Source organism: Mesorhizobium jarvisii (genome assembly GCF_003601985.1).
Classification (GTDB): Bacteria; Pseudomonadota; Alphaproteobacteria; order Rhizobiales; family Rhizobiaceae; genus Mesorhizobium; species Mesorhizobium jarvisii.
In genome coordinates this window covers 423,257-441,670 of sequence record NZ_QZXA01000005.1, presented here as the reverse complement: position 1 = coordinate 441,670, position 18,414 = coordinate 423,257, and the positions used below count along the sequence as shown (strand labels likewise).

Here is an 18,414-nt window from a genome sequence, read left to right as displayed (position 1 = left end):
TCTGAGACGAGCCGAGAGACGATCAAACCAGAGATAGATCACCGGCGTGGTGAACAGCGTCAGCAACTGGCTGAGCAGCAGGCCGCCGACGATGGAGACGCCCAGGGGATGGCGCAGTTCCGAGCCGACGCCGGTGCCGAGCATAAGCGGCAAGCGTGGTGGCGATATGGGTGGCTGCCACCACCGATAGCGGCACCGGGGCGCCGCCAGTCGAGGAGGGCAGGTAGACGGAAGAGAGCGCCTTGAGCGAATCCTGCTCTGAAGGGGCGGCCTCGAGAATGACCCGGGACTGGCTTGACGTGGTGTAGATGGTCGACACCATACGCTGGCCGAAAGCATCGTAGAGCGCATTGTCGACGGTCGCCGGCGTGATGCCGAAGCGCGCGGCCTGGTCGCGGTCGATATCGACAAAGACGGCAAGGCCGCTGTTCGATAGGTCGCTGGCGACGTCGGCGAGCTGCGGCAGCGTGTTCAGCCTGGCAAGCAGCTTCGGCGTCCATTCTCCCAGCTCATCGGCATTGGCGTCCTGGAGCACGAATTGGTACTGGGTGCGGCTGACCTGGCCGTCGATGGTCAGGTCCTGAACCGGCTGCATATAGAGCATGACACCGGGCACGGCGCCGGCTTCCTGTTTCAGCCGCGCGATGACCTGCGTGATATCAGCGGTGCGCGCTTCATGCGGCTTGAGGTTGATCAGGATGCGGCCGACATTCATCGTCGTGTTGGTGCCGTCGACGCCGATGAAGGACGATAGGCTGTCGACATCGGGATCCCTAAGGATGATGGCGGCCAGCTGCTGCTGCCGGTCGGCCATGGCGGCATAGGAGATCGACTGTGGCGCCTCTGATATGGCCTGGATGACGCCGGTGTCCTGCACGGGGAAGAACCCCTTGGGGATGACCACGTAGAGGGCCGCCGTCAGCACCAGGGTGGCCGCCGCCACCACGAGCATCAGCGTCTGCCGGTCGAGTACCCAGGTCAGCGCCCGGCCGTAGCCGCGGATCACCCAGTCGAAGAAGTCGCGGCTGGCGCGCTGCAGGGCGTTTTCGCGCACCGCCGCCACCGGTTTGAGCAGCTTGGCGCAGGCCATCGGCACCAGTGTCAGCGACACCACCGCCGAGATCAGGATGGTGGTGGCAAGCGTGATGGAGAATTCGCGAAACAGCCGGCCGACGACATCGCCCATGAACAGAAGCGGGATCAGCACCGCGATCAGCGAAACGGTCAGCGAGATGATGGTGAAGCCGATCTGCTGCGACCCTTTCAGCGCCGCCTGCAGCGGCGTAGCGCCCTCCTCGACATAGCGGGCGACGTTCTCGATGACGACGATGGCGTCGTCGACGACGAAGCCGGTGGCGATGGTCAGCGCCATCAGCGAAAGATTGTCGAGGCTGAAGCCGAACAGGTACATGACGCCCAGTGTGCCGACCAACGACAGGGGAACCGACAGGCTCGGGATCAGCGTGGCGCGCGCGCTGCGCAGGAAGACGAAAATGACCAGCACGACGAGGATGATCGAGAGCGTCAGCTCGTATTCGACGTCGCGCACGGAGGCGCGGATGGTCGTGGTGCGGTCGGTCAGCACCTTCACGTCGACGGCGTTCGGCAGCGAGGCCTGGAGCTGCGGCAGCAGCGCCTTGATGCGGTCGACCACGTCGATGACATTGGCGCCGGGCTGGCGCTGGATGTTGAGGATGATCGCCGGCGTGCTGTTCATCCAGGCGGCAAGTCGGTTGTTCTCGGTGGCGTCGACCACGTCGGCCACATCGCTTAGCCGCACCGGTGCGCCGTCCTTGTAGGCGACGATCAGCGAACGGTATTCGTCGGCGCTCTTCAGCTGGTCGTTGGCATTGATGGTGTAGGCGCGCGACGGCCCGTCGAAATTGCCCTTCGGCGTGTTGACGTTGGCGCTGCCCAAAGTGGTGCGCAAATCGTCGAGGTTGAGGCCATAGGCGGCGAGCTTGCGCGGATCGGCCTGGACACGCACCGCCGGCCGCTGGCCGCCGCTGAGGCTGACCAGGCCGACGCCCGGCAGCTGCGATATCTTCTGCGCCAGCCTGGTGTCGGCAAGCTGCTGCACGTCGCGCAGCGGCATGGTGGCCGAGGTCAGGCCGAGGGTGAGCACCGGCGCGTCGGCCGGATTGACCTTGGCGTAGATGGGCGGCGCCGGCAGGTCTGCCGGCAAAAGATTACCGGCCGCGTTTATGGCCGCCTGAACCTCCTGCTCGGCGACATCGAGCGATATCGCCAGGCTGAACTGCAGCGTGATGACCGAGGATCCGGCCGAACTGACGGAGTTCATCTGGTTGAGGTTGGCGATCTGGCCGAGCTGGACTTCCAGCGGTGCCGTGACCGAGGACGTCATGACGTCAGGGCTGGCGCCGGGATAGAAGGTCTGCACCTGGATGGTGGGGTAGTCGACCTCGGGCAGGGCCGAGACGGGCAGATAGCGATAGGCCAGCAGGCCCGACAGCATGATGGCGACCATGAACAGCGATGTCGCCACCGGCCGCAGGATGAAGGCGCGCGACGGGCTCATTGCTGCTGCCCGGACTCCGCGTGACGATGCTTGCGGCCCTGGCCCTTGCGCTTGCCCGTGTCATCCGGCTTTGGCGCATCCGATGCGGGCTGGTCCGGCGCCGACGCCTGTGACTGAGGCGCTGTCCCGGCGGGCGTGGCAGCCGATGCCGGAGGTGACTGCGCCGAGACCGGTGCCGAGGGCTGTGCCGGGGCCGGCGCATCCTGCTGAAGGTTGACATGGGCGCCGTCGCGGAGCTTGTCGGCGCCGTCGACGACGACACGGTCGCCGGGGTTCAGGCCGGCGAGGATCTCGACGTGTTCGCCATTGGTGACGCCAAGCGTGACCTTGCGCACGGCGACCGTGCTGTCGGGGTTAACCAGATAGACGAAGGTGCCGGGCAAGCCGCGCTGGATCGCCGCGATCGGGGCGATCGCCACGTCCTTGTGCTCGTCGACGAGAAGCGCGACGTTGACGAACTGGTTCGGGTAGAGGACGCGCGTCTCGTTGGCGAAGCCCGCCCGCAGCTTGATGGTGCCGGTGCTCGGGTCTATCTGGCTGTCGAAGGTTTCGAGCTGGCCGTCGGCGAGCTTCTTGGCTCCGGCGCGGTCGAAAGCCGATGTGGGCAAAGTGGCTCCCTGCTGCATGCGCTGCGCGATCGCGGGCAATTCATCCTCGGGCACGGTGAACAACACACTGATCGGCTGGACTTGCGTGATGATGACGATGCCGTTGGCATCGCCAGGGGTGACGTAGTTGCCCTGATCGACCTGGCGCAGCCCTGCCCGTCCGTCGACGGGAGCCAGGATGCGGCAATAATCCAGATTGAGGGTGGCGGTCTGTATCATCGCCTGGTCGACCTGGACGGAACCCTGGTCCTGCGCGACAAGGGCGACCTGCGCGTCGAGGGTCTGCGGTGTCGCCGTCCCCTGCGCCACCAGTTTCTGGTCGCGGACGAGGTCGAGCTGGGCATCCCTGAGCATGGCCTGGTCGCGCACCACCTGGCCCTGGGCCTGGGCGAGCGCCGCCTGATAGGGGCGGGGATCGATCTCGGCCAGCAGGTCGCCCTTCTTGACGTCCTGGCCCTCCTTGAAATTCACCTGGATGAGCGGGCCGGTGACCTGCGGCTTGACGGTGACGGTGGAGAGCGAGGTCACCGTGCCGAGCGCATTGAGGGTGACGTCTATCGTGCCCTTTTCGACGGCGGCGGAGCCGATCGTCGTCGGCTGCGCGCCTCGTCTGCCGCCGGGTTGCCTCGCCTCGACATGCGGACGCTGATAGAGATAGGCGGCGGTTGCGGCGACAATGGCAATGAAGATCAGCCACGGGATCCAGCGACGCGATCGGCGTGGCGCGACGGTCGTCTGCAGGGGCATTTCCAATTGCTGGTCCATGGCGGCATTCTTTCACCCCCATCCACCAATATGGCCGAAGCCTGACGAAGTCGAATTAACAGTTGGACAGGTTTGGCGCGGCCTCGCGGACCGCTCAATCACACGGGATTGCGGCTCACTCGGCCGCTTGAATGCGGCTCGCCTGGATGAGGGCGCGGATCTCCGACCTGCAGGAGCCGCAATTGGTGCCGGCCTTCAGCGCGCCGCCGATGGCTTCGACGGTGGTGCAGCCGGCTGCCACTGCCGCCACGATCTGGTTGGCTCCGACGCTGAAACAGGAGCAGACGGTCGCGCCCGCGTCCGGCCGTTCGGCACCGGCACGACCGGCGACGATCCTGAAGCGCTCGCGCTGGCTGGCGTGGACCTCTTCGAGCTGTTCGGCCGCCCAGCCGCGCGATACCGCGACCGGGCCCCGGGCGACGAACAAAGCACCCGTGAGGTGCTCACCGTCGAAGGCGGCGATGCGGTGCTGGCCGGCGTCGCGGTCGTGATAGGCGAGCATTTCGGCCGAGGGGGCCTCGAAGAGCGAGCCGGCGAAGGCTGTCCAGTCGGCGTCGTCGTTGGCAAAGGCAAGTTCAACCCGCCATCCGCCCCGGCACCTGGCAACCGCCCAGTAGTCAGCGGCAATCGCCTCGGGACGGCGGCGCATCACGGCGAACGCAAAGGCCTTTGCGGCAAATTTCTCGATGCGGGCCGCGACATGTTTCAGGGCCGGCTGGCCTGAGACCGGATCGATGAGCGGTGCGGTCAATGCGTCGAGCCGGCCTTTTGCCGCGAACTGATCGGTCCAGTGCATCGGCGCGAAGACGCTGCCTTGGCGCTGGCGTGGCGTGATCAGGGCGCGGACCAGCACGTCGCCGCGCGGGCTGGAGATACGCACGATGTCGGCGTCGCCGATGCCGTGGTGCTGCGCGTCCAGGGGATGGATTTCGACAAAGGGCTCGGCGATGTGCTGGGACAGGCGCGGGCTTTTGCCGGTGCGCGTCATCGTGTGCCAATGGTCGCGGATGCGGCCGGTGTTGAGGATGAGCGGGAAGTCGGGGGTGGTGCGGGTTTCCGTGGTGGGACGGATGGCGATGAAGCGGGCTTTGCGGTCGGCTGTGTAGAAATGGCCGTTGGCGAAGAAACGGGTGGGGTGCTGCTCTGTCGTGCCGCCTCCTGGGCTCGGCGCTGGCCATTGGAACGGCGCCAGCCTTGCATAGCCCTCAGCATCAATTCCGGCATAAGCCCCAATATCGAAGTCCCGCCCACCATCATTCTCGAACCCCGACAGCGCGGCGTGCTCGCCAAAGATCTCCGCCGGCGTCTCGTGCGCGAACGCCTCGCCAAAACCCATCCGCCGCGCCACCTCCGCGATGATCCACCAGTCGGGCCTCGGCTCGCCGGGCGCCGACAGAAACGACCGCTGGCGCGAGATGCGGCGCTCGGAGTTGGTGACGGTGCCGTCCTTTTCGCCCCAGGCGGCGGCGGGCAGCCGGACATGGGCGTGACGCACTGTGTCGGTGCTGGCCAGGACATCCGAAACCACGACGAACGGGCAAGCCTTGATTGCTGCTTCGACGGCGTCCGCGTCCGGCATCGAATCGACCGGGTTGGTGGCCATGACCCACAGCGCCTTGATGCGCCCGTCGGCCACGCCCTGAAACATCTCGACGGCCTTCAGCCCGGGCTTTTGCGCGATGCCGGGCGCATTCCAGAAGCGCTGGACGCGGTCGCGGTGTTCGGGATTTTCGATCTCCATATGGGCGGCGAGCATGTTGGCCATGCCACCGACCTCGCGGCCGCCCATGGCGTTGGGCTGGCCGGTCACCGAGAACGGGCCGGCTCCCGGTTTGCCTATGCGGCCGGTGGCGAGATGGCAGTTGATGATGGCGTTGACCTTGTCGGTGCCGGACGACGACTGGTTCACGCCCTGGCTGTAGACGGTCACCGTCTTCGCGGTCGCGGCGAACAGGCTGTAGAAACGGCCAAGTTCGTCTTCGCTCAGGCCTGTTGCTGTGGCAACACTGGTGAGATCGAGCGCCGATGCGGCGAAAAGAGCTTGCCCGAAGCCGGTCGTGTGCGCCGTGATATAGGCGCGGTCGAGTGCATTGTGCTGGCCGAGCCAGGCGAGCAGGCCGGTGAACAGAGCGACATCGCCATCGGGCGCGATCGCCAAATGCATGTCGGCGATATCAGATGTCATGGTGCGGCGCGGATCGACCAGCACGATCTTCATCTCCGGCCGCTTTTCTCGGGCAGCGGCGATGCGCTGGTAGAGCACGGGGTGGCACCAGGCGAGGTTGGAGCCGACCAGCACGATGAGGTCGGCGCGTTCCAGATCCTCATAGGTTCCCGGCACCGTGTCGGAGCCGAAGGCGCGGCGGTGGCCGGCGACGGACGAGGCCATGCACAGCCGCGAATTGGTGTCGATGTTTGCCGAGCCGACGAAACCCTTCATCAGCTTGTTGGCGAGGTAGTAATCCTCGGTCAGCAGCTGACCCGAGACATAGAAGGCGACCGCATCCGGTCCGTGCTCGGCGATGGTTTGCGAGAAGGTCGAAGCGACGTGGTCGAGCGCCTCGTTCCAGCCTGTCCGGCGGCCGTGGATTTCGGGATGAAGCAGCCTGCCGTCGAGGCCGATGGTCTCGGCCAGTGCCGAGCCCTTGGAGCAGAGCCGGCCGAAATTCGCGGGATGATCGGGGTCGCCGCGGACGGACACTTGCCCGTCCGCGGCGACCTTCGCCAGCACGCCGCAGCCCACCCCGCAATAGGGGCAGGTGGTCCTCACCTCGCGTGCTGCGTCGATCTCCATGGTCAGGCGGCGCAGCTCGCCAGCGCTTCCAGCGCCAGGAACAGGCGCTCGCCCTCGACCTTGACTGGGATGGTGCGCACCGCGCCCTCATCGGCGCCGAGCGCCTTGCCTGTCTCCAGCGAGATCACCCAATTGTGCAAGGGGCAGGTTACCGCCGCGCCATGGACGATGCCTTGGCTCAGCGGCCCGCCCTTGTGCGGGCAATGGTCGTCGATGGCATAGACCTGATCGTCCTGGGTGCGGAAGACCGCGACCTTGCCTTGCGGGGTGGCGACACAGCGCGCACCACGGCGGGGGATGTCGGAGAGGGAGCCGATGGCGATCCAGTTCATTGGGCTCACTCCGCCGCCTGCGCAAACCCGACCGAAGCCATCGGCCGGAATTCGTGCTTGTCCTTGCCGGAGACGCGTTCCGACCATGGATCGACCTGGGCGAATTTCTGGGAAAAGACGAAGCGGTCGTAGTAGGCCTTGCGCTTCTCGCCATCGTCCATGATCTGGCGCTTGATCTCGGGGATGCCGATGCGCTTGGCCCATTTGTAGATGCGTTCGAGATAGCGGCCCTGCTCACGGTACATCTGCGTCAGCGCCACGATGTGCTCCAGCGCCTCGTCTTCTGTCTTCACAAGGCCGAGCACTTCGGTGCCCTTGATGTCGAGGCCGGCGGCACCGGCGAAATGAATCTCGTAGCCTGAGTCGACGCATATGACGCCGACATCCTTGCAAGTCGCCTCGGCGCAGTTCCTCGGACAACCGGACACCGCCATCTTGACCTTGGCCGGGGTCCACGACCCCCACATGAATTTCTCGATGCGAATGCCCAGCCCCGTCGAATCCTGCGTGCCGAAGCGGCACCAGTCGGAGCCGACGCAGGTCTTCACCGTGCGCAGGCCCTTGGCATAGGCATGGCCGGAGACGAAGCCGGCCTGGCCGAGATCGGCCCACACCGCCGGCAGGTCCTCCTTGCGGATGCCCAGCATGTCGATGCGCTGGCCGCCGGTGACCTTGACCATCGGGATCTCGAACTTGTCAACGACATCGGCGATGGCGCGCAGTTCGGCGGCATTGGTGACGCCGCCCCACATGCGCGGCACCACCGAATAGGTGCCGTCCTTCTGGATGTTGGCGTGCACCCGCTCATTGATGAAGCGTGACTGGTAGTCGTCGGCATAGTCGTCCGGCCAGTCGCAGACCAGGTAGTAGTTGAGCGCCGGCCGGCATTTGGCGCAGCCGCAGGAGGTCTTCCATTCCAGCTCCTGCATGACGGCGGGAATGGTCTTCAGGCGCTTGGCCTTGATCAGCCGGCGCACCTCGTCGTGGCCGAGCGTGGTGCAGCCGCACATCGGTTGCACGGCCGCAGGGTTGTAGGTGTCGCCGAGGGTCAGCACCATCAGCTTCTCGACCAGCCCGGTGCAGGAGCCGCAGGAGGCCGATGCCTTGGTGTGGGCGCGCACATCGTCGAGCGAGGTCAGGCCCTTGGCCGTGATCGCGCCGGTGATCTTTCCCTTGCAAACGCCGTTGCAGCCGCAGATTTCCGCATCATCCGGCAAGGCTGCAACGGCCGCCATAGGGTCCAGCGGGGCACCCCCCTGGTATGACTGGCCGAAGATCAACGTATCGCGCATTTGCGAAATATCGGTCTGCTTCTTCTTGAGATCGTTGAACCAGGCGCCATCGGCCGTCTCGCCATAGAGCACGGTGCCGATGATGCGGTCGTCCTTGAGCACCAGCCGCTTGTAGACGCCGGCCGAGGCGTCGCGCAGCACGATCTCCTGGCGGTCGTCGCCATCGGCGAAGTCGCCGAGCGAGAACAGCTCGATGCCGGTGACCTTGAGCTTGGTCGGCGTGTCCGAATGGACGAAGGCAGCTGTCTCGTCGCCGGCAAGCTGGCTCGCCGCAACGCGCGCCATTTCGTAGAGCGGTGCGACCAGCCCGTAGACCATGCCGTTGACCTCGGCGCATTCGCCGAGCGCGTAGATGTCGGGGTCGTTGCTGCGCATGCCGGCATCGACGACGATGCCTCTGTTGACGGCGATGCCCGCCTCTTTCGCCAGCGCCGCATTCGGCCTTATGCCGACGGCCATGACCACCAGCGTCGCCGGGATAACGGTTCCGTCCGCGAGTTCCACCTGCTCGACCTTGCCATTGCCCGTGATTGCTTGCGTGTTGGCCTTGGTGATGACCTTGATGCCGCGTTGTTCGACGGCGCGCTGCAGCAGGTAGCCGGCGGCCGGATCGAGCTGGCGCTCCATCAGTGTCGGCATGACATGCAGCACGGTGACGTCCATGCCTTGCGCGTTGAGACCCGCCGCCGCTTCCAGCCCGAGCAGGCCGCCACCGATCACCACGGCCTTGGCGCGCGACTGGGCGGCCAGCATCATCGCCTGTACGTCGTCCAGGTCGCGATAGGTCAGCACGCCGGGCAGGTTGTGGCCGGGTACAGGAATGATGAACGGCACCGAGCCGGTGGCGATGACCAGCTTGTCGTAGGGCTCGGCGACCCCATGATCGGAGGTGACGGTCTTCGCTGCCCGGTCGATGGCGACGATCTTGTGGCCCTTGTAGAGGGTGATGTTGTTGGCGATGTACCAGCCGTCGCCATGGATGATGATTTCCTCATAGGCCTTTTCGCCCGACAGCACCGGCGACAGCATGATGCGGTCGTAATTGACGCGCGGTTCGGCGTTGAAGATGGTGACGCTGTAGCGGCCCGGCGCCTGTTCCAGCAGGTGCTCCAGCATGCGCCCGGGGGCCATGCCGTTGCCGATGATGACTAATCTTTCTGTCATGATGCTACTCCGCGGCTTCGACGAAGCGGTGGCGTTCGTAGAGGAATTTCAGCACGGCCTCGCGGCAGCGCAGGAAGGTGCGGTCGGAGGCGAGTTCGATGCGCCGGCGCGGCCTTGCCAGCGGCACGGGCAGCACCTCGCCGATGGTCGCTGCAGGACCGTTGGTCATCATGACGATGCGGTCGGACAAGAGCACCGCCTCGTCGACATCATGGGTGATCATGATCGTCGTCGAGCCGAGCCTGGAATGGATGTCCATCACCGCATCCTGCAGATGTGCGCGCGTCAGCGCGTCGAGCGCGCCGAAAGGCTCGTCGAGCAGCAGGATCTTCGGCTCCATGGCGAGCGCGCGGGCAATGCCGACGCGCTGTTTCATGCCGCCCGAGATCTCGGCCGGGCGCTTGTCCCTGGCATGCGCCATCTGCACGAGGTCGAGATTGCGCATGATCCAGTCATGCCGCTCGGCCTTGCTCTTCGAACGGCCGAAGACTTTTGAGACCGCCAGGTTGATGTTTTCGTAGACGGTTAGCCAGGGCAGCAGCGAGTGGTTCTGGAACACCACGGCGCGTTCGGGACCGGGGCTGTCGACTTCCCTGTTCTCGAGCAGCACCGCCCCGGCGGAAACCTTGGTCAGGCCGGCGATCAGGTTGAGCAAGGTCGACTTGCCGCAGCCGGAGTGGCCGATGATGGAGACGAATTCGCCCTTGTCGATGGTCAGCCTGATATCCCTCAGAACCTCGCTGACCTGGCCGCCGCGGACGAAGGATTTGTCGATATGGTCGAGTTTCAGATAGGCGGTCATCGCACTGTCCTCACTTTGCCGTTGTGCCGCGGGTGACGAAGACGCCGACGCCGGCGACCAGGCGGTCGAGGCAGAAGCCGGTGACGCCGATATAGGCGAGCGCGACGATGATGTCGGGCAGCCGCGATGAGTTCCACGCGTCCCAGATGAAGAAGCCGATGCCGACGCCGCCGGTCAGCATTTCGGCGGCGACGATGGCGAGCCAGGACAGGCCGATGCCGATGCGCAGACCGGTGAAGATGTAGGGCGCGGCGGCCGGCACCATGATCTTGACGAAGAACTCGAACGGGTTGAGCCGCAGGATGCGCGCGACGTTGCGGTAATCCTGCGGGATGTTGCGCACGCCGACGGCGGTGTTGATGATGATCGGCCAGATTGAGGTGATGAAGATGACGAACAGCGCCGACGGGCTGGAATCGCGGAACGCCGCCAGCGACAGCGGCAGCCATGCGAGCGGCGGCACGGTGCGCAGGATCTGGAACACCGGATCGAGGCCGCGCATCGCCCAGATCGACTGGCCGACCAGCGCGCCGAGCGCGACGCCGACGATCGCCGCCAGGCCAAAGCCGATGGCGACGCGCTGCAACGAGATCAGCACCCGCCAGGCCAGCCCGATGTCCTGCGGGCCATTGTCGAAGAACGGATGCGCGATGAGATCGTAGGCCTCGTTCCACACCTGGCTCGGCGGCGGCAGGCTCGATGTGGGCGACGAGCAGGCGACCTGCCAGACGACGAGCATCAGAGCGATGACGATGACGGGCGGCACCAGCGTGCTCGCCAGCTTGCCGGCGATGGCGAGCGGGTCGAAGCGGCGCCGCGCCTTGGCGGCGAAGGCGATCACCTCGGCCGGTTTGGCCGGCGCGGGAAACGCCTTCACCTTGGTGTCCTCGATGGCTTGGATGGACATCTTTTGGAAAGCTCCTTGGGGGCAGGTAGGGGCGACAACGGCGCAAGAGGCGCCATTGCGCTTGGGTCAAGCCGACGCCTTGATCTTCAGGCTGTCGAGATAGGCGGACGGGTTGGCCGGATCGAAGGTCTTGCCGTCGAAGAAGGTCTCGACGCCTCGCGACGTGGAGGCCGGAATGTCGGCCGCCGCCACCCCGAGATCCTTCGCCGCCTCGCGCCACAGATCCTCGCGGTTGACCTGGTCGACCAGCGCCTTGACGTCCGTGGTCGGCGCGAATTTGCCCCAGCGGATGTTCTCGGCGAGGAACCAGGCATCATGGCTCTTGAAGGGGTAGGAAACGCCGCCCTTCCAGAACTTCATGTAGAAATCGGTGCCGTTGGCGACGCGGCCATTGCCGTAGTTGATGTCGCCCTTAAGGCGGCCGATGATGTCGGCGACCGGCACGTTCATCCATTGCCGCTTGCCGATGATGGCGGCCATCTCGTCCTTGTTCTCCTTGGCCTCGCACCACTGCTGGGCTTCCATGACGGCCATCAGGATCGCCTTGGTGGCGTTCGGGTTCTTCTCGATGAATTCGGCGCGCAGACCGAGCGCCTTTTCCGGATGACCCTTCCACAATTCGCCCGTGGTGGCGGCGGTGAAGCCGACGCCCTGGTGGACGAGCTGCTCGTTCCACGGCTCGCCGACGCAGAAGACGTCCATGTTGCCGACCTTCATGTTGGCCACCATCTGCGGCGGCGGCACGACGATGGTCGAGACGTCCTTGTCGGGATCGATGCCGCCGGCGGCCAGCCAGTAGCGCAGCCAGAGGTCATGCGTGCCGCCCGGGAAGGTCATGGCGGCCTTGACCTCCTTGCCGGCTGCCTTCTTGGCGGCGAAGGCGTCCTTCAGCTTGGAGGCGTCGAGACCGACGCCGGTGCCGGCATATTCCTGGGCGACCGAAATGCCCTGGCAGTCGTAGTTGAGCCGCGCCACGATCGCCATCGGCAGCGGCTGGTTGTTCTGCGTCACCTTGCCGGTGTGCATGAGATAAGGCAGCGGCGTCAGTATGTGGGCGCCGTCGATGCCGTTTGCGGCACCGCCAAGCATCAGATTGTCGCGCGTCGCGCCCCAGGAAGCCTGCTTCAGCACCTCGACATCGGGCATGCCGAATTTGGCGACAGGCCCTTCTCCTTGGCGATCATCAGGGGTGCGGCATCGGTCAGCGCGATGAAGCCGAGCTTGGCGCCGGTGACTTCCGGCGCGGCGGTGGCGGCATAGGCGCCGGATGGAAAGAGCTTGCGGGCCGCCATGAACAGGCCGACCGTCATGGCGCTGCTGACCAGAAAATCGCGACGCGTCACATCCTTTGGCGATGTTCCCGTCCCGATCCAGTTCTTCATCGTCTTCTTCATCGTCGTCTCCGGTTGAACGCGATTCCAAAACAAAAAAGCCGCCGGCCAAGTCTTCGCGCCCGAGAGACCGGGAGCGCGTTTTGACCTGAGCGGCAGCTTTGCCTGTGGCGCCCGCCATTGGACGCCTGACCCATGAAGGCCTGGTTATTTCAATGCAGGAACCGTGCCAGTTTCGGATGAAAGGAAAAACATCAATGAAATCAGCGATTCATGTCCGTCGACGGCCTGCCGGGCAATATGGCGAGCAGGCCAAAGATTGTTCATGAGGACCATTGCGCGCACATTTTTTGTGCAATGCACAAGAAGGGCGCCGAAATGATCAGGCTTCCGTGCGGACCGATTTCTGGCTCGCTATGTAGGTGTCGATCTCGTCGGGATCGAAGATCTGGCCGTCGAAGAAACCGTCCGGGCCGAGCACCAGGCCGGCGCCGGTCGCGCCGACGGCGGTTGCGGCCTTGAGCGCGCCCTCGACCTTGGCGTTGGCGCCGGGAAGCGCGACACCGAGCGGCTTCAGCGCCGAGCGGTAGAGATCGGGCCGGTAGCAGTCGCGCGCTATGGCGAGATTGCCGGGCGTGTGGGCGACATGTCCCCAGCGCACCATCTGCGTGTAGAACCACAGCGCATGGCTCTTCCACGGAAAGTTCGCCGCCTTGTCGAAAGGCAGGAAGAAGTCGTCGATATCTCGCTCCGCCCCGCCGCCCAATTGCAGATGGCCGGTCAGGATCGGCATCTGCACCGCCGGCGGCTGGCCGAGGAAGCCGGGCTGCGCCATCACCGCGGCCAATTCGGCGTGGTTGGCCGGATCCTGGCACCAGCGCGCCGAATGGTGCAGCGCGCGCAGCAGCGCCGCCAGCGCCTCGAGATTCTCGTCGGCCCAGGCCTTGCGCACGCCGATCACCTTCTCCGGGCTGTTGCGCCATATCTGCGCCTTGACGGTGACGATATGGCCGGTGCCGGCGGCGACCGCGGCGCTGTTCCAGGGCTCGCCGACGCAGTAGCCGTCGATGCGCCCGGTGGCCAGCGCATCGGCCATGAAGGGCGGCGGCACAATGACGATCTCGATTTCGCGGTCTGGGTCGATGCCGCAAGCGGCCAGCCAGTAGCGCAGTTCGTAATTGTGCCCGGAATGCGGATGCACGACGGCAAAGCGCAGCGGTTCGCGGCCCGCGACCGCCCGATCGCGAATAAATGCGCGCAGTGCCGCGCCCGCGCGCGCGGGATCGAGATCGGCTTCGGCACCATGCGCCGCCATGCCGGCCCAGACAGCGTTGGAGACGGTGACGCAATTGCCGCCGAGCCCGAGCGAGAACGGCACGATGGTCTCGGAAGCGAGCGGCGTCAGCCCGAGATTGCAGGCGAGCGGCATGGGCCCCAGCATATGTGCGAGATCGAAGTGGCCGATGGCGATGCGGTCGCGGATGTTGGCCCAGGAGGTTTCGCGGTGCAGCGTCAGCCCAATGCCTTCGCGGGCGGCGAAACCAAGCTCGCTGGCGGCGACCAGCACGGCGCTGTCGAAAAGCGGCATGAAGCCGGCGGTGATCTGGTGCCTCATGCTCATTCGTCCTCCGCCGGCCCCAGCAGCCCGGCCGCCGTCACCAGGCTCTGGGCGATGTCGCTGATCTTGCGGTTCTGGTTCATCGCCGTCTTGCGCAGCAGCGTGTAGGCGGCCTCTTCGGAGAGGCCGCGCGACTTCATCAGAATGCCCTTGGCGCGATCGATGACCTTGCGGCCCTCAAGTTCACTGCGCGCCTCTTCCAGTTCGCGCGCCATGCGCGAGAAGGCATTGAAGCGGCTCACCGCCATGTCGAGGATCGGCTTGACGCGCTCTTGCCGCAGACCGTCAACGACATAGGCGGACACGCCGGCATCGACCGCGGCCTCGATCGAGGCCTGGTCGGAGCGGTCGACGAACATGGCGATCGGGCGCTTCACGGCGCGCGACAGCTGGAACATGTTTTCGAGCATATCGCGGTTGGGGTTTTCGAGATCGATGACGATGACGTCGGGTTCGATCTCGGCAATCCGCCGGGCAATGCCGGTCACGTCATGGATGACAGTGACAAGCTGATGGCCGGCCTCGCGCAGGCCGGCCTCGATGATCGAGGCGCGGATGCGATTTTCATCGATCACCAGGACGGCTAGGGAGGATCGGACCATGCCTGCATTGTGGGCAAGGCCGAGAAATTGTGCAATGCGGCATAGCACGTCGGTTGAAGGAGCGTGGCTGTGCCGCACTATCGCTTGCCGCTGGATCGCCTGTGAAAACGGCGCGGCGCTTTTATTTCATGGGTAGATCAGCCGCAGACGCGGACCTGCTCGATCACCTTGTGGTGGTGGCGCCAGTGCTTGACCAGTTCGATATGGCAGCGGTGATGGCGGTGGTGGCGTCGATAGTCGCCATTGTAGTTGCCATCATACTGCACGTTCTGGTCGTCGCCATACTGGTTGTCGTAATTCTGCCGGTGATGGCGGCGAACGACAATCTGGCCGTTGTCGGACTGATCGTCCGATGAATATTGGTTGCCATCGTCGGATTGGATAATCACGCTTGCGGCTTGCGTCGGCGCAATGACTGCGGCTGTGGCGGCCAATGCCACCATGGAAGCCAGAAATAGCTTTTTCACGTCTCGTCCTCCTGTGGTTCAATGCGTATCAACTCGCGGAGAGAATTAGCGTTCCAAAATGAATCGCGGCGCTTTTCGAAGCCGGGACGACAAAGTCGGTTCTACAGGCGAACGAAGGCCGTGAGCGGGAGATGGTCGGAGGCGACGCGCGAAAGCGGCGTGTCGTGCGCTTCCACGGCTGCGATCATCCCGTGCCGGTTGGTCATGATCCTGTCGAGCGCCAAAAGCGGCAGGTTCGAGGGGAAGGTGGGAACCGCCGGTGGCTGCGGCCCGAACGTCGCGTGCAGCGTGTTGAGCGCCGAGCGGTTGCCGAGCCGCCATTCATTGAGGTCGCCAAGCAGCAAGGTCGGCTTTTCGTCCGGGCTGCTCATGAGATCGAGCACGACACGGGCCTGCTGCGAGCGCGAATGGCGCAGCAGGCCGAGATGGGCGGCGATAATGCGCAGCGTCTCGCTCCCGTTCAATTCGATCTCCGCCACCACCGCACCGCGCGGCTCCAGGCCCGGAAGCCTGATCTGATGCACGTCGCGGACGACGCCCTTCTTGAACAGGAGGACATTGCCGTGCCAGCCATGGCCCTTGCCGGTGGCCGAAATCGGCACCGGCACCAGGCCGGTTTCCCGCTCGAGGCGAGGCAGATCCAGCAGGCCATCACGGTCGCCGAAACGGTTGTCCGCCTCTTGTAGCGCGATCACGTCGGGGTCGATTTCGCGAATGACGCGGCTGGTGCGCTCTGGATCGAACTTGCGATCGACGCCGATGCATTTGTGGACGTTGTAGGAGGCGACCAGCGTTCCAGTGGCGGCGGTCGCCTTGTGCGCAGCCGCGTTTGCCTTGCGCATCCGCCTGTCGCGAATGGTCAAAAGCATGCTCGCCGGGAGGCTACGCCCGCTCATCCGCATCACATGTTCGCCATTTCAGCCGCTCTCACCACACACCTCAAATAGAGCCTTTGCGTCTATGTTCCATGACCGACGTCAAACTATTCGGCAAACACGTCTTTCTATTAAAGCCAGGGGTTCTAGAGATAGGGCGATCCCAGCCACAGAATACGATCGAACAGCCGGATGATGAATGGCCGAGCCCGCAAGGAGTCCAGCGTGACGGGAACGGCCGCTTCGATCGCCGATCCGATCCGGGCTTCGATCTCGCGGGCAAAGCCTGCGTCGAGGACCTCCAGATCGATCTCGAAGTTCAACCGCAGCGACCGGGCATCGAGGTTGGACGAGCCGACATAGGCCCACACGCCGTCGATCGAAAGCAGCTTGGAATGGTCGAATGGGCCTTCCGTGCGCCATATGCGGCAATAATTCTTCAGGATCTGGTCGAATTGCGCGGTCATGGCGCGGTCGACGAGGAAGAGATTGTTGACCGCCGGCACCACTACATCGATCTCGACGCCGCGCCGGGCGGCGGTGATCAAGGCGCTGATCAGTTCGCGGTCAGGCAGGAAATAGGGCGACATCAAACGGATCGACTTGCGCGCCACCGAGAAGGCGCCGATCAGCAGCTTGTGATTGGTCTCGTTGCTGGCATCCGGCCCGGATGCGACCGCCCGCACCAGCATCGGCTGGCCGGGGGCCGGCGACAGCGGGGCAATTCGCCAGGCATCGCCCTTCAACGCTTCGTTGGTGGCGAAGCGCCAGTCTTCGGCAGCGACCGAGAACAGGTCGGCGACGACAGGTCCGGTGACCTTGAAATGCGTGTCCCTGGCGCTGTTGGAGCCTGCGAACTCAGCCGAAAATCCCTTGCGGATGTTCATGCCGCCGGTGAAGACAACCGTGCCGTCGACCACCAGGATCTTCCGATGGGTTCTGAGATTGGCGTAGGGCAGGCGCAGGCCCATGACGATATTGCCGTTGAAGACATCGGCGGGGATGTTGGCGCGGCGCAGATGGCCGAGGATGCTGGGAACGGAGTAACGGGCACCGACGGCGTCGATCAGCACGCGAACGGTAACGCCGCGCACGACGGCACCGGCCAGCGATTCGACGAAAAGCAGGCCGACGGCGTCATTGTCGAAAATATAGGTCTCGAGCAGGACGCTGTGCTCGGCGCCATCGATCGCCGCGCACATGGCGGCATAGGCCTCGTCGCCGGTCTCCAGCACGTCGATGGCGTTGCCCGGGTTGAGCGCGCGCCGCGCCACCCTGTCGCCCAGCGTCCGCAGGCCGGTGAAGCGCTGACCGTAGCGCTCGACGATCAGGGCTTCTTCTGCGGCGATGTCGCGCTCATGCTTGGAGGATACCGCGTCGCCGGCAAGCGGGCGCTGCGCGGTGATCGTGGCGCGACGGATGCGGTTGATGCCGGCGACGGCATAGATCAGCACGCCGAGGATCGGTGACAGCACCATCACGCCGACCCAGCCGGTGGCTGCGCGCACATCCTCCTTGGTCATGACGGCATGGGCAATGCCGACGGTCGCCATGACCACCGAGATGATCGCCAGGATTTGGGTCCAATGAGTCGCAATGGTCTCGAACATTGCCGGGACTATCCAGCGAGCGGTTGCAGAAGGCAATGCGGCCGGTTCATGCCGCGCATTCGCCGGGTGGCGGTCGCGACCTGGGTGGGGAGATCTAGTCCCAGGCAGAGTTTGAACCGATGAAGTTCCTCTGAACTCCCGCCTGGGAAAACCAACTTAACGCTAGGGAAAGCATAGAGATGGCTTGGTCCGGCATCGTCCTGGTCGTCCAGGGCTTCCTGTACTTTGGTACCACATCTGTTGTATATCAGGGGGAACGAAATTAGCGGTATAACACTTTAATTGGAGGCGAGGGGAGCGCCGAATGATGAGATTCAACTTCAAGGGGCCTCCCGTGGGGGATGCCGACATGTCGGTCCAGTGCCAGGGCCAGTTGCTGCCTTTCGTCCAGGAAATCGTCCAGGCGGCGGTCGCGGCCGGCTGGAATCGGGACGATGTCCTCCTGGCCTTTGTCGAACTCACCTGGGATCTGTACGAGAAGCGTCGCGGTGATCCGTAGCCGCCGCTCGTGACCTGTTGGCTCGGCGCCCCATCTTGCCTAGCCGCCGATTTCGGTGCCAAAAAACGAAGCAATGGATTCTCGGAAGCCTCGCCACGGCTGATAAACGAAACTCGGGCATGGCGAACACCTGCCGTTCCCGTGGAATGGAATGCTCGTCAACTTCTTCGGTCGGTCATTTTTTCTGTCTTTTCGCGAATAAGAATTTT

13 protein-coding genes and 1 pseudogene are annotated in these 18,414 nt (G+C 64.7%); 1 reads left to right on the top strand and 13 read right to left on the bottom strand.

Going from position 1 to position 18,414, the window contains the following annotated elements; translation table 11 throughout:
* Nucleotides 1-22: 22 nt before the first annotated feature.
* The 13 genes and pseudogenes from D3242_RS15780 to D3242_RS15720 all read right to left on the bottom strand — a co-directional run bounded on the left by D3242_RS15780 (nucleotide 23) and on the right by D3242_RS15720 (nucleotide 17,706).
* Complete coding sequence (locus D3242_RS15780) at nucleotides 23-2,539, bottom strand: efflux RND transporter permease subunit (protein ID WP_425374458.1); 2,517 nt, start codon at nucleotides 2,537-2,539, stop codon at nucleotides 23-25.
* Nucleotides 2,536-3,912 carry an MdtA/MuxA family multidrug efflux RND transporter periplasmic adaptor subunit gene (locus D3242_RS15775; protein WP_064980700.1) on the bottom strand — a complete coding sequence of 459 codons (1,377 nt, stop codon included), beginning with the start codon at nucleotides 3,910-3,912 and terminating at the stop codon, nucleotides 2,536-2,538. The genes D3242_RS15780 and D3242_RS15775 overlap by 4 nt, the downstream gene beginning before the upstream one ends.
* 115 nt (nucleotides 3,913-4,027) lie before the next feature.
* On the bottom strand, nucleotides 4,028-6,706 hold the full coding sequence (locus tag D3242_RS15770) for a nitrate reductase (protein WP_064980698.1): 2,679 nt from the start codon (nucleotides 6,704-6,706) through the stop codon (nucleotides 4,028-4,030).
* A 2-nt stretch (nucleotides 6,707-6,708) separates the two neighbouring features.
* A complete protein-coding gene (nirD, locus tag D3242_RS15765) occupies nucleotides 6,709-7,038 on the bottom strand; it encodes a nitrite reductase small subunit NirD (protein ID WP_019860900.1) in 330 nt (109 codons plus the stop codon).
* A gap of 5 nt (nucleotides 7,039-7,043) precedes the next feature.
* Nucleotides 7,044-9,494, bottom strand: a complete 2,451-nt coding sequence (nirB, locus tag D3242_RS15760) for a nitrite reductase large subunit NirB (protein WP_064980696.1) — start codon at nucleotides 9,492-9,494, stop codon at nucleotides 7,044-7,046.
* A gap of 4 nt (nucleotides 9,495-9,498) precedes the next feature.
* Nucleotides 9,499-10,296, bottom strand: coding sequence for an ABC transporter ATP-binding protein (locus tag D3242_RS15755; RefSeq protein WP_064980693.1), 798 nt, complete (start codon nucleotides 10,294-10,296; stop codon nucleotides 9,499-9,501).
* 10 nt (nucleotides 10,297-10,306) lie between these two features.
* A complete protein-coding gene (gene ntrB, locus D3242_RS15750) occupies nucleotides 10,307-11,203 on the bottom strand; it encodes a nitrate ABC transporter permease (protein ID WP_010911232.1) in 897 nt (298 codons plus the stop codon).
* 66 nt (nucleotides 11,204-11,269) lie between these two features.
* Nucleotides 11,270-12,597, bottom strand: a pseudogene (locus D3242_RS15745) (CmpA/NrtA family ABC transporter substrate-binding protein).
* A 319-nt stretch (nucleotides 12,598-12,916) separates the two neighbouring features.
* Nucleotides 12,917-14,155, bottom strand: coding sequence for a CmpA/NrtA family ABC transporter substrate-binding protein (locus D3242_RS15740; protein ID WP_064980691.1), 1,239 nt, complete (start codon nucleotides 14,153-14,155; stop codon nucleotides 12,917-12,919).
* Nucleotides 14,152-14,754 carry an ANTAR domain-containing response regulator gene (locus D3242_RS15735; RefSeq protein WP_027047351.1) on the bottom strand — a complete coding sequence of 201 codons (603 nt, stop codon included), beginning with the start codon at nucleotides 14,752-14,754 and terminating at the stop codon, nucleotides 14,152-14,154. The genes D3242_RS15740 and D3242_RS15735 overlap by 4 nt, the downstream gene beginning before the upstream one ends.
* Nucleotides 14,755-14,891: 137 nt before the next feature.
* Nucleotides 14,892-15,221, bottom strand: a complete 330-nt coding sequence (locus D3242_RS15730; RefSeq protein ID WP_038649225.1) for a hypothetical protein — start codon at nucleotides 15,219-15,221, stop codon at nucleotides 14,892-14,894.
* A 101-nt stretch (nucleotides 15,222-15,322) separates the two neighbouring features.
* Complete coding sequence (locus tag D3242_RS15725; RefSeq protein ID WP_027047350.1) at nucleotides 15,323-16,123, bottom strand: endonuclease/exonuclease/phosphatase family protein; 801 nt, start codon at nucleotides 16,121-16,123, stop codon at nucleotides 15,323-15,325.
* Between the two features lie 119 nt (nucleotides 16,124-16,242).
* Nucleotides 16,243-17,706 (bottom strand): phospholipase D-like domain-containing protein, encoded by a 1,464-nt coding sequence (locus D3242_RS15720; protein WP_064980689.1) that lies wholly within the window; start codon nucleotides 17,704-17,706, stop codon nucleotides 16,243-16,245.
* A gap of 304 nt (nucleotides 17,707-18,010) precedes the next feature.
* On the opposite strand from D3242_RS15720, the gene D3242_RS15715 reads away from it, so the two are divergent.
* Nucleotides 18,011-18,205: a hypothetical protein gene (locus D3242_RS15715; RefSeq protein WP_064980687.1), complete on the top strand. Its 195-nt coding sequence runs from the start codon at nucleotides 18,011-18,013 to the stop codon at nucleotides 18,203-18,205.
* The last annotated feature ends 209 nt before the right edge of the window (nucleotides 18,206-18,414 follow it).

Excerpts from the sequence above, each read along its gene's own strand:
- D3242_RS15780 (WP_425374458.1), bottom strand. The coding sequence starts at position 2,539 with ATGAGCCCGTCGCGCGCCTTCATCCTGCGGCCGGTGGCGACATCGCTG.
- D3242_RS15775 (WP_064980700.1), bottom strand. The coding sequence starts at position 3,912 with ATGGACCAGCAATTGGAAATGCCCCTGCAGACGACCGTCGCGCCACGC.
- D3242_RS15770 (WP_064980698.1), bottom strand. The coding sequence starts at position 6,706 with ATGGAGATCGACGCAGCACGCGAGGTGAGGACCACCTGCCCCTATTGC.
- nirD (WP_019860900.1), bottom strand. The coding sequence starts at position 7,038 with ATGAACTGGATCGCCATCGGCTCCCTCTCCGACATCCCCCGCCGTGGT.
- nirB (WP_064980696.1), bottom strand. The coding sequence starts at position 9,494 with ATGACAGAAAGATTAGTCATCATCGGCAACGGCATGGCCCCCGGGCGC.
- D3242_RS15755 (WP_064980693.1), bottom strand. The coding sequence starts at position 10,296 with ATGACCGCCTATCTGAAACTCGACCATATCGACAAATCCTTCGTCCGC.
- ntrB (WP_010911232.1), bottom strand. The coding sequence starts at position 11,203 with ATGTCCATCCAAGCCATCGAGGACACCAAGGTGAAGGCGTTTCCCGCG.
- D3242_RS15740 (WP_064980691.1), bottom strand. The coding sequence starts at position 14,155 with ATGAGCATGAGGCACCAGATCACCGCCGGCTTCATGCCGCTTTTCGAC.
- D3242_RS15735 (WP_027047351.1), bottom strand. The coding sequence starts at position 14,754 with ATGGTCCGATCCTCCCTAGCCGTCCTGGTGATCGATGAAAATCGCATC.
- D3242_RS15725 (WP_027047350.1), bottom strand. The coding sequence starts at position 16,123 with ATGCGGATGAGCGGGCGTAGCCTCCCGGCGAGCATGCTTTTGACCATT.
- D3242_RS15720 (WP_064980689.1), bottom strand. The coding sequence starts at position 17,706 with ATGTTCGAGACCATTGCGACTCATTGGACCCAAATCCTGGCGATCATC.
- D3242_RS15715 (WP_064980687.1), top strand. The coding sequence starts at position 18,011 with ATGATGAGATTCAACTTCAAGGGGCCTCCCGTGGGGGATGCCGACATG.